12 protein-coding genes are annotated in these 11,780 nt (G+C 38.2%); all 12 read right to left on the bottom strand.

Features of this window, described 5'->3' with window-relative positions:
- Positions 1–278 precede the first annotated feature (278 nt).
- The 12 genes from trpS to pilM all read right to left on the bottom strand — a co-directional run bounded on the left by trpS (position 279) and on the right by pilM (position 11,719).
- Positions 279–1,280: a tryptophan--tRNA ligase gene (trpS, locus tag DS885_RS10300; RefSeq protein ID WP_113819347.1), complete on the bottom strand. Its 1,002-nt coding sequence runs from the start codon at positions 1,278–1,280 to the stop codon at positions 279–281.
- A gap of 21 nt (positions 1,281–1,301) precedes the next feature.
- A complete protein-coding gene (locus tag DS885_RS10295; RefSeq protein WP_113819346.1) occupies positions 1,302–1,973 on the bottom strand; it encodes a phosphoglycolate phosphatase in 672 nt (223 codons plus the stop codon).
- Positions 1,974–1,984: 11 nt separating this feature from the next.
- Entirely contained in the window at positions 1,985–2,656 is a 672-nt protein-coding gene (rpe, locus tag DS885_RS10290) for a ribulose-phosphate 3-epimerase (protein WP_113819345.1), read from the bottom strand.
- A 71-nt stretch (positions 2,657–2,727) separates the two neighbouring features.
- Complete coding sequence (locus DS885_RS10285) at positions 2,728–3,570, bottom strand: Dam family site-specific DNA-(adenine-N6)-methyltransferase (RefSeq protein WP_113819344.1); 843 nt, start codon at positions 3,568–3,570, stop codon at positions 2,728–2,730.
- On the bottom strand, positions 3,563–5,158 hold the full coding sequence (locus DS885_RS10280; protein WP_113819343.1) for an AAA family ATPase: 1,596 nt from the start codon (positions 5,156–5,158) through the stop codon (positions 3,563–3,565). The genes DS885_RS10285 and DS885_RS10280 overlap by 8 nt, the downstream gene beginning before the upstream one ends.
- Before the next feature lie 6 nt (positions 5,159–5,164).
- Positions 5,165–6,235 (bottom strand): 3-dehydroquinate synthase, encoded by a 1,071-nt coding sequence (gene aroB, locus DS885_RS10275; protein ID WP_113819342.1) that lies wholly within the window; start codon positions 6,233–6,235, stop codon positions 5,165–5,167.
- Positions 6,235–6,750 (bottom strand): shikimate kinase AroK, encoded by a 516-nt coding sequence (gene aroK / locus DS885_RS10270; protein WP_113819341.1) that lies wholly within the window; start codon positions 6,748–6,750, stop codon positions 6,235–6,237. Before aroK ends, aroB begins: the two co-directional genes overlap by 1 nt.
- A 158-nt stretch (positions 6,751–6,908) precedes the next feature.
- Positions 6,909–8,987, bottom strand: a complete 2,079-nt coding sequence (pilQ, locus tag DS885_RS10265) for a type IV pilus secretin PilQ family protein (RefSeq protein WP_113819340.1) — start codon at positions 8,985–8,987, stop codon at positions 6,909–6,911.
- Between the two features lie 26 nt (positions 8,988–9,013).
- Complete coding sequence (locus tag DS885_RS10260; RefSeq protein WP_113819339.1) at positions 9,014–9,532, bottom strand: pilus assembly protein PilP; 519 nt, start codon at positions 9,530–9,532, stop codon at positions 9,014–9,016.
- Positions 9,532–10,101 carry a type 4a pilus biogenesis protein PilO gene (locus tag DS885_RS10255; protein ID WP_113819338.1) on the bottom strand — a complete coding sequence of 190 codons (570 nt, stop codon included), beginning with the start codon at positions 10,099–10,101 and terminating at the stop codon, positions 9,532–9,534. The genes DS885_RS10260 and DS885_RS10255 overlap by 1 nt, the downstream gene beginning before the upstream one ends.
- A 2-nt stretch (positions 10,102–10,103) precedes the next feature.
- Entirely contained in the window at positions 10,104–10,661 is a 558-nt protein-coding gene (locus DS885_RS10250) for a PilN domain-containing protein (RefSeq protein WP_113819337.1), read from the bottom strand.
- The gene (gene pilM, locus DS885_RS10245; RefSeq protein WP_113819336.1) at positions 10,661–11,719 is read right to left on the bottom strand and encodes a type IV pilus assembly protein PilM; all 1,059 of its coding nucleotides are present in this window, start codon (positions 11,717–11,719) and stop codon (positions 10,661–10,663) included. The genes DS885_RS10250 and pilM overlap by 1 nt, the downstream gene beginning before the upstream one ends.
- Positions 11,720–11,780: the final 61 nt, after the last annotated feature.

Here is an 11,780-nt window from a genome sequence, read left to right as displayed (position 1 = left end):
CCGTCATGGCATCAATGAAAAGATAGAGAATATAATACCAATCATAGTAAGTAACTGATCTATTTTACTTGTTAAAACAACTTATTTTTTCGTTGTAAGTTTCGTATAGGGAACAACCATTTACATCAACTTACGCCTCAAACTAAGCCATTTTTCCGGCGCAAAATTTAGATCAGTTATTTAATACAATTGGTATAAGACGTCAACCGATTACTAGAAAAAGGGCTGATAACATCACATGTTATCAGCCCTTTTTGTTAGCTCTATTTATCTGAAAACTATTTAGGTAAAAAACCGATACGGTCATAAACCTTAGCTAGGGTTTCAGCTGCACGCTCACGAGCTTTTTCAGCGCCTACTCGGGCCATCGCTTGTAATGCTTGCTCATCTGCACGCAACTCTTTAAAGCGAGCTTGAATTGGCTCTAATAGCGTAACAACAGCATCGGCAGTATCTGATTTCAAATGACCATACATTTTATCTTCATATTCAGGGATCAAACTCTCAATTGAACGGTTTGTTGAACATGATAATAAAGTCAGTAAGTTAGATACACCTGGTTTTTCAGCAGTATCAAAGTAGATACGTGCTTGTTCATCAGAGTCTGTCGCAGCGCTTTTAATTTTCTTGGCTATTTTTTTCGGATCTTCTAATAAAGCAATGAAGTTCTTTTCATTGTCATCAGACTTAGACATCTTCTTAGTTGGCTCTTGTAAACTCATGATACGCGCGCCGTGCTCTGGAATAGCAGGCTCAGGTACAACAAAAGTTTCCCCGTAAGCATTGTTAAAACGTGTTGCGATATCACGAGCTAACTCAAGGTGTTGCTTTTGGTCACTACCAACAGGCACATGTTTTGGACCATATAATAAGATATCAGCCGCCATTAATACTGGATAGCTAAATAAGCCGGCATTGATATTAGTGACATTTTTTTGCGACTTATCTTTAAACTGTGTCATGCGGTTTAGTTCACCCATTTGCGTATGACAGTTTAAAATCCAAGATAACTCTGCATGCTCAGGTACTTGTGACTGAATAAACATGGTGCTTTTTTGTGGGTCAATGCCTACTGCTTGATACATTGCTAAACCATCATAGATGGCATTACGTAATGCTTTAGGGTCTTGGCGAACCGTGATTGCATGTAGGTCAACTAAACAGAACAAGCAATCGTTGTCTTCTTGCATCGCTACCCATTGGCGTAATGCGCCCATGTAGTTACCAATTGTTAAGCCACCTGATGGCTGACATCCACTTAATACAACGGGTTTAGTCATTTTTACTTTCCTTCATTGCGCTTATAGCAATGTTAATAATTCATCGAAATGATTAATAATATAATCTGGATTAATCTGTTTGATCGGCTCACCAAAGTTATAACCGTAAGTTAGTGCAATGGTTGTTACCTTGGCATTCTGCCCTGCCAAAATGTCATTACGCGAATCACCTACCATCACGGATTGTGCAGCATTGACTTTAAAATGCTCACAAGCAAACTCAACCTGCATAGGGTCTGGTTTGTTACGCGCTAACGTATCTCCCCCTAGTAATAGATCGAAACAGCGATCAATACCAAAATAGGCGAGTAATTCAGGTAAGAATTTTTCAGCTTTATTAGTAATTAATGCAATTTTATAGCCTTTATCCTGTAGCTTAAATAAAGTGCTTTTGACCGCAGGGTATAAACCCGACTCGGTATTTAAAAATTGCTGGTAGTAACCTTCAAAGAGGCTCACCGCATCAGCTAATGTTTGCTCTGAGCTAGGAGAACCGTTTACATGAAGTAAACAACGTTCAACCATTTTAGCAATACCATCACCAACCCATGTTTTAACGACTAGGTCATTAACATGTGGTAAAGATAATTCGTCCAACATGGCATTTAATGATAAACGTAAATCAGGAACGCTATTAACCAGCGTTCCATCAAGATCAAAACAGAGTAATTTAATATCAGTAAGTTGAGACATAATTAGCTGCTTTATTTTACTTCCGTTAACTGTTCACGCATCTCATCAATCACTGCTTTATAGTCAGGTTGATTGAAGATAGCAGAACCTGCAACAAACATATCCGCGCCGGCTTCAGCGATCTCTTTAATGTTATCTGTTTTAACACCACCGTCTACTTCTAAACGGATATCACGACCACTTTCATCAATTAACTTACGAACTGCGCGTAGTTTTTCTAGTGTATGAGGAATAAATGATTGACCACCAAAACCAGGGTTAACAGACATTAATAGCACCACGTCTAGTTTATCCATTACATGTGTTAACTCTTCTAATGAAGTCGCAGGATTTAATACTAAACCTGCCTTACAACCGTAAGATTTAATCAGTTGTAATGAACGATCCACATGTTTTGATGCTTCAGGATGGAAAGTGATAATAGAAGCGCCCGCTTCTGCAAATTGAACAATCATGCTATCTACTGGTTCAACCATTAGGTGAACATCAATCGGTGCAGTAATACCGTAATCACGTAGTGCTTTACACACCATTGGACCAATTGTTAGGTTAGGTACGTAATGGTTATCCATTACATCAAAGTGCACCACATCAGCGCCATCAGCTAATACTTTTTTAACATCATCACCCAAACGAGCAAAGTCTGCAGAAAGGATTGAAGGTGCAATTAAATAGTCTGTCATAATGGTCTGTTCCTAAATAGAAATAAGCTAAAGTATGAGTGCGCCATTCTACCTAAGCAGCGACTAACACACTAATTTTTATTTGTGATGTTTGCGTTTGATTTCGTTTTAGCCGGAAAAAAAGCAAATAACTCGGCAACCGGCTTACGATCCGTTGATTTACTGCTGATGGTACGCGCAACAAAGATTTTATCGCACTCTGCATCACGATATAACTCTTGAGTTAAGGTGGTATCGTGATTACTTAATAATACTGCCGCTTTACTTTCACGCGCTAACTTCGCTAATTGAGCTTGATCATCCAAACTAAAGCCTTGTGTTGCATAACTAGTAAAAGAAGCACTTTTACTTAACGGCACATAAGGTGGGTCACAATACAGCACATCATTATCACGCAGATACAAAAACAACTTTTGATAAGGTTTACAGGTAAAAGTCGCTTTTTTGGCTTTTTCTGCAAAAAATAACAGTTCAGTTTCAGGAAAGTAAGGCTGTTTATAGCGCCCAAAAGGGACATTAAAGCCACCACTTTTATTATAGCGGCATAGACCATTGTAACCATGACGGTTCATGTATAAGAATAATAATGAGCGCAGATAAACATCATCACTTTTATTAAACTTTTCACGTAATTGGTAATAAACGTCTTCTTGATTATATTTGGCTTGAAAATAGACTTTAGCATCACGGATAAACTGTTTAGGTTTACGTTTGATGATTTTATACATCTCTATTAAATCAGGATTAATATCATTCAGCACATATTCATCAAAGTCAGTATTTAAAAACACCGAACCTGCGCCCACAAAGGGTTCGATTAATCTATTCGCTTTTGGTAAGCGTGCATTAATTTGTTCAGTTAAGGTAAACTTCCCACCAGCCCATTTTAAAAAGGCTCTATTTTTTTTATTCATTATTTAACCGCAAATCATTGTGTACTGCTTGCCATGACTTTATCCAAGTAGGCATACCTGCAAATGCTGCTGGCAAGTTTTTAATCGCCAAGTTTGCAGATGCTTGTGAGGTGTATTCCCCGTAAATGACAACAAACCAAGGTTTATTGTTACGAATAGTTTGATATATAAACACGTTTTCTATTGCCCCATATTTCTGCTTGAAAGCACTTAAATAAGAGCGCGTAGACATAGCTGAAAGCTGTATGGTTAAGTGTTTAGGATTTTTACTTAATAGAATATTCGATGCCGTAAACAAACTATCTGTCGCTTGTTTTTGTTCATTATTAGGTGGTGCTTGTTGTACCACCTCTACTGCTGGCTCAGGCTCTTTTTGCTCAGCATTGATTTGAGTCGCTTCGCTACCCTCTGTCGCTTGCTGCTGAATCTGCTGAGCCACACTCTCTTGATTATCCAATGATAATGAGGGTGCTTCATTAGGTGTTAATAAAGCAGGTATCGCCTGCTCTTTCAACACTGCAGGTGCTTCCACCATCACATTATTAGGCTGTTCAACTAATACAGGTAATGTAATTAACTGGTCATCTGAAACCACTACACGTTGTTCTTTTTGATCAGAAAGCCCCACTGTACTTTCATTATCTGAAATATCTAAATCTAGAGTAGACCAGCCACCCGCTAAGGGTTCAGTGTTAGTCGAGCTCTCTGGTTCAGAGACAGGATCAATCAACTGTTCAATAGGTAATTCAACTATCTTCTCTGATTTCTCAGGAATAAATTTAGGATATAAATAGATACCTAGAGCGGTGACAATCACCACTAATAACAACATTAATAGTGCAGCCGGCAGCCAAGTTTTAACCCAAGTATGTTTATCTTCAGTAAAACCACCTTGGCTCAGTGTTTCTGCGAGTGTGATTATCTTATGTGGATTACCCGCACATAAACTTAATTGGTGATATAACGCATCTTGATGCTGTAATTTAGCTTGATAATCTATTTGCGCAAAATTATGTGCTAACAGTGCCTTCGCTTCCTGTGTACTTAACGCAGGTAATATTAACTCTAAGCGATTTAAGCTCCTGCGTAATCTATCTGCAAGATGTGAAGCTAAATACTCAGAGAAGCGCTTAGTGGTTGCTGTATCGCCTAATAAGATGACATTAACGTTATTATTCTCAGTTAATTCATAGGAAGTTAATAACTCAGATAACTCAATTAAAAAGTCTGTTGGCAAAAAATGTGCATTATCAATAATTAACAAGCGATTTTGTGCTTCACCAGACTCCTCCTGTAAGCGTTCAACAGAATCGACTAATTTATCCTGAGCATTAAATAAAGCATGCTCAAACAACTGCTCTATCACCTTTTGTCTTAAAGCTAGCACAGTAGCAACCTTGCTTAAGCACAGGTAACTCTGTTTTAACTCTGCAGGTAAAGCATTAGATAAGTTTTCAGTCAGTGTGGTTTTACCAGATCCGGCTTCACCAGTGATCATGATAAGAGAGGAGGATAGATAGATATGGTGTTGCAGCCGATCTAAAAGCTGCAACTGTGAAGGAAGCGGTATAAGCGTTCTTTCAACCATAATAGATTAAGATTCTATGACATCACGAAGTACAACTTCACTTACATCATCAAATAATGCACTAGTACCAATAGAAGTAGGTAGTACTAAGCGTAGTTTCCCATCAAGTACCTTTTTATCTAACTGCATATGTTCTGCAAAATGTTGATATTGCATATTTTCAGGTGCTGCTAGCGGTAGATCAAAGGCTTCAATTAGGTCAATAATACGATCCACATCATCGTGCTCGATTAAACCTAATACAAAAGAGGTTTCAGCTGCTAATACCATACCAGCGGCAACCGCTTCACCATGTAACCAGTTACCGTAACCTTGTTCCGCTTCGATCGCATGACCAAAAGTATGGCCAAGGTTCAGCAGAGCACGAATGCCATGTTCTTTTTCATCAAGAGCAACCACTTCCGCTTTAATCTCACAACAGCGTTTTAGCATGTAAATAATTGCACTTGGTGTTAATGCTTTGATCGCTTCAATATTTTGCTCAAGCCATTTAAAAAAGTCTTGATCATAAATAATGCCGTACTTAATCACTTCAGCCATACCCGCAGCAAATTCACGATCAGGTAAGGTTTTTAGACACTCAATATCAATCACAACAGATTGTGGTTGATAAAAAGCACCAATCATATTTTTACCCAATGGGTGATTAACAGCGGTTTTACCACCAACTGATGAATCAACCTGAGCAAGCAACGTAGTAGGAATTTGTACAAAGGCGATACCACGTTGGTAACATGCCGCAGCAAAACCAGCCATATCACCAATAACACCGCCACCTAATGCAACAATGGTGGTGTCACGAGCATGCTTCTTAGCTAATAGTTCACTTAATATGATTTCAAAAGTACTTAGATTTTTATGTTGCTCGCCGTCAGGTAAAATTACGTCATCTACTTGAAAATCTTTTAATGTATTTTTACAGGCCTCTAGATAGAGTGGTGCGACAACATCATTAGTAACAATCATGACTTTTTTGCCTTTTATCGCACTGCTTAATAAGTCAGTATCTGATAAAAGGTGTGAACCTATCGAGATAGGGTAACTACGATCACCTAGATCAACGAGTAACTTTTCCATTAAAAATCCAATAAAGCTATAATTTGACTAGCAACAACCTTGGCACTTTGCTCGTCAGTTTCAATAGTGTAATCCGCCGCTTCTTCGTAAAGTGCATTACGCTTTTCAGCTAGAGTTTCTAATACTGATTGGGGATCATCTGTTTGTAGAAGTGGTCGACGTTTGTCTTTTAACGTTCTTGCTAATTGCTTTTGCACGCTTGTTTTTAAATAAACAACAATACCACGAGCCGATAAGTGCGTTCTGTTTTCTTGACGAATAACGGCACCACCACCTGTTGCTAAAACAATACCATGTTTTTTAGTTAGCTCGTCTAACATCTCTTGTTCACGGTTTCTAAAGCCTTCTTCACCTTCGACATCAAACACCCAAGCGATATCAGCGCCTGTTTTGCGTTCAATTTCACTATCTGAATCAAGGAAGTCTAAGTGCAGCATTTGTGCTAGTTGACGGCCAATTGTGCTTTTACCAGCCCCCATTGGGCCAATTAAAAATATATTACGCTGTTCTGCCATGTTGAATTTTTACTCAAGTGGTTGATTATTGGGAAGCCCCTTAAAAATTAAAGAGAAGTGCCTTATTATCGCAATTGTTATCAATATATTGCAAGCCATAAAAAAAGAAGCCTGAAGATAAACTTCAGGCTTCTTGAATGACTTATGAGCTATTTAGGTTAGTATTTTGTTTGCATCACAATGCGTGGCGTAACAAAAATTAACAGCTCAGATTTTGTATTATCAGTTACCGAGTTTCTAAAGAAGTAACCTAGGTAAGGAATATCACCTAAGACTGGCACCTTACTGATGGTATCTGAGATTTGTTGTTGGTAAATACCACCTAATACAAGCGTTTCGCCATTATCCACTAATACCTGAGTTTGAATCTCTTGCGTATCAATAGAAACCGACTCACCATCACTAGTTGTTACCGTCTCACCTACAGAATCCTGGGTGATCACTAAGTCTAGAATCAGTTTGTTATCCGGTGTTATCTGCGGTGTTACTTGTAGGCTTAATACCGCTTTTTCAAAGCTCACCGTAGTTGCACCTGATGAAGATGATTCTACGTATGGGATTTCAGTACCTTGCTCAATATAAGCAGTTTGTTGATTTAGTGTCGTAATACGCGGGCTAGCAATAATCTCTGCTTTACTCTCTTGCTCTAAAGCTGATAGCTCTAGATCCAAGATGTTACCATTCGCTAATGTCGCGACTTGGAAACCTAAAGTACCGGCAGATGAAGCAACAGGCAGATTTACATCTAAGGTATTTAATCTTGAATCAGAAGTAGCTGAATCAGTATCTAACCCCCAACTTACCCCTAAATCTTCCGCTACAGAATCACTTACTGTCACCATACGCGCTTCAATCACTACTTGACGAACCGCAACGTCTAATACATCAATAATCTCTTTAACCGAGTCAATCACTGCCGCAGTATCTTTTATTAAAAGAATATTAGTACGGGTATCAACAGTCACATTACCACGCTCAGATAATAAGCTTGCACTTTGACCTGATAATAACGCTGCAATAGTTTCTGCTTTTGCATAGTTAATCTGAATAAATTCTGAGTATAGAGGCGCTAACGCCGCCACTTCATTATTCGATTCTAATTGTTGACGTTCGCTGGCCGCTAACTCAGAAGCTGGAGCAATCATCAATACATTACCATCCATACGTTTACCTAAACCACGTACTTTAAGAATAATGTCTAAGGCTTGCTCCCAAGGCACATCATCTAATCGTAATGTGATGTTACCGCTTACAGAATCAGTAATAACCAGGTTAAAACCGTTAAAGTCAGCAATTAACTGTAATACCGTACGTACAGGAATATCTTGGAAGTTAAGTGAGATAGCTTTACCTTCATAAGGCGCATCGGCTTCATCTTCAGGTTTTTTCGACACCTCAATCATAAATAAGGTATCTAGTTGATCGTAGCGGTAGTTATATTCATCTTTTATGTTGAACACAAAACGCGTTTTACCATCTTCACGGAAAGTCTCAATTTTATTCACAGTGGTCGCAAAATCGACTACATCCATGATGTATAAGAAGTCATCTGGAATAAAGGTGCTTTGGAACTCGACAATCAGTTGTTGGTCACGACGCTTAATATCAACTGCAACACTGGAGTTATCTAGGTAAACAAATAACTTACCTTGCCCTTCAGAGCCACGTTTAAAGTCGATATCGGCAATGGTGTTTACATAACCTTTAGGGCGGTCAATAGAAGCTGCTTGACGAGCTTTCTCAGCCGCTTCATCTATGGTTTTTTGTGCGGTTTGATCGCCGGTATCCTGCAGAATCGCTGCAGCAATCGCAGTTTCTGACTCACTGGCATCGCTTTGTAGTGCTGTATCACCGAATCTCACTACTAAGTTGTTACCCTGTTCTGCAATGTAATAAGGCATTAACTCATCAATATTGATCGTTAAACGCAAACCTTCGCTCATGCGTTCAGCTTCAACGTTTTCAACACCATTTTTATCAATAGGGATAGGGTTTAATTCAAGTAATGAACTAGCATCTGCAACATCGATCACTAGTTTATTAGGGCGATAATTCAATTTATCAGTGTAACTACTGATAGCTTCATTAAATTCAAATTTTAATTCAAACTTCCCTTCAGAAAGTGGATTAACGTTTAATTTAACCAGTTGCGACTCGGCAACTGCAAAAGGAGATAAAATGAGCAAGACGCTACTAATACTGAACAGCGCAAGTTGCTTTATATTTAATAATTTCATGATTTCCGTTTCATCCCTGATTAACTTTATTTTGAGACTAATTTAATCTGTGTAAGCCGTTCTTCCCAACAACCATTTTGATCTGGCGCGAGCTCTAACAGGTCAATTTGATCTTTATTTATTTTTAGTACTTTTCCGTAATTTAATCCTAGATAGTTACCTGGTTTAACACGATGAACTTCATTACCAGATATTTGCACTAACGCGGACAATTCGCCATCTTTTAACAGCGTGCCACGCATTTGCATTTGCCCTAAAGAATATAACTCAAGCGCTTGTTTTTCACGTTCAAAATTAGGCTGAGGGCAACTTTTAGGAGTATCCTTTACTTCGGCAACGACTTCAAGCTTAGGCTGTGAAAAAGGATTACGTCCTTCGGCTTGTGTAAAATTAAGTGTATCGATTTTTTTTAGTGTAGGTACTTCATTTTTAACCGGATAAACTTTGGATTTAGTATCAACGACAAATTTATTTAAATCTTCGAGGTTTGCCTCAGAACAGGAAAATAATAAAAAAACCAAAGGTAAAGGTAATAATTTTTTCATTATTTATGTCCTTTGTAACGATATGTTTTAGCAACGATATCAAGCATTAAGGTGTTTTCATCGTTATGTTTTAATCGTAAATTATCTAATATAACAATACGCGGTAACGCGGCAATGTCTGCAGAAAATTTACCTAATTGCTCATAGGTTCCTACTACTTTAATACTTATCGGCACCTCCTCAGCTAACTCCAGCTGTTTATTTACTCCCCAGTTAAGACTTTTAAATTGCAGACCATTGTTTGAGCCAATAAAACCAATATCATCCAATAAGCTTGCAAGCTCTTTTTTAGTCGGTAATTTATTAACTAAGCCAGCTAAGATTACCTCAATTTCAGTCATTTGTGCGCGATAAGCTTCAAGATTTGAAGACAAGGCAGCCTTGACCTTAAATTCATTTTTTAATGTTAACTCTTTTGCTTCAACTTTATCTAACTGTTTAAGCTGATCTTCGATAACATAATAATAAAACCCACCAATCAACAAAATACAAACAATCGCAATGACCACTGTTTTATGCAATTTAGGCCAGCTGCCTACATTATCGAAATCCATATCATTAATATGCATAATTATTTCCCGTCTTCATCTTCAGGTAGAATAATAAAATTCATCGAAAAGTTATATAACTTGATAGGTTCCGTTGGACCACTCACAATAGAAGGCAATGCCGCGTCACCTAACCACCCCGAGTTATCAACATTTCTTAACATATTACTAACTTGGTTAGTGGAGTCTGATAACCCTCTCACATCCGCTTTGCCTTTATCAAAGGTGATAGAATTAGTATAAACACCCGATGGTGTTACTTCAGGTAAGGTGTTAAAGAAACGTGTAATGATATTCCGCTTCGCTTCTAACTCTTGTATGAGGTCAATACGACGTACCAATTCAGCTTTTTGTTTTTTAATATCGCTGATTTCTGCAATACGGCGATCTAAGATAATCGTTTCCGTTTGTAAATATTGATTTCGTTGATTTTGTGCATCAATTAACGAATCAACATACATTTTCCCAGCATAAGACAAAGCTAATGCAATCAACGCACTAATGCCTAACAGGATAAAAAAGGCTGTCTTTTTCTGTTTTTTATAATTTTCGCGCCAAGGCAGTAAGTTTATATTCGACATTATGAAACGCCTCTTAGTGCTAAGCCTAGTGCCATCATATATTTAGCGCCAGATTCTTTTAATAATTTGCTGTCTTCTTCACTTTTACATTCAAGCGCCAATGAAGGATCTGCAATTTCTACTTCAAACTCTAGCTCATCTTGTAATTGTTTAGCTAAAGCCGGCATTAATACCCCACCACCGGTTAGGATCAACTTTTGTACATCTACATTATTAGGGGCATTAGTGAACATTCGCAAATCAAAACGTAAATGATTGACCGTCATATTCACAAAAGGGGTAATAACATCGATTTCTGCACCATCAGGAAGGTCTTGATTGATTTTAGCTTGCTCAGCTTCTTGGGCTGACATGCCATAACGTTCTGAAAGCATTTGATTACACAGTCCGCCACCGTGGCTTTTACTGCGCGTAAAAATAACATTACCTTGATATAAGATATTCAACATCATTTGTGTTGCACCGATATCCACCACTGCTACACCGCGATTATAATCGTCAGAGGTCATGATCATCTCTGCAGAACGTGCTAAAGCATGACTGGCAATATCAACGATCGTGGTTTTTAATCCACTGTCATCTACACACTGGGCTTGAGATAAAACACGCTCTTTACGTGCAGCACTCACTAGTATGTCATTTAAAGATTTATCATTTTCGCTAGGCCCCATGATTTCAAAGTCGATAAAGATTTCATCTAGTGGGAAAGGGATACTGTTTTCAACCTCAATTTCAACGCGAGATTCTAAGTCTAGCTCACCAAGTGATGCATTCATTTTCATCACTTTGGTGATCACGTCGGAACCGGTAACGGCGATCGCAACATTTTTATAACTGGAAGGAAAACTGTGACGAATTTGTTTCAGGATGGCGGTGATTTTATCCACTTCTTCAAAGCGATTATCGACAATTAATCCTTTTGCAACTGGTGCTTCAGCGATACCGTCTACGCGATATGCTCCTGACCCTTTTGAAATCGCAATGGCCTTGATTGAACTTGATCCAAAATCAATCCCAATGACACTACGAGAGGCTAATTTTTTTAATCCAAAAAACATAATTTCCCTGCTATCTATAGCTTAAATAAATAATTTTTTAAATCCGTGTATTATTGATAAT

This window comes from Psychromonas sp. B3M02 (genome assembly GCF_003318165.1).
GTDB lineage: Bacteria > Pseudomonadota > Gammaproteobacteria > Enterobacterales > Psychromonadaceae > Psychromonas.
This window is presented reverse-complemented; position numbering and strand designations above follow the sequence as displayed.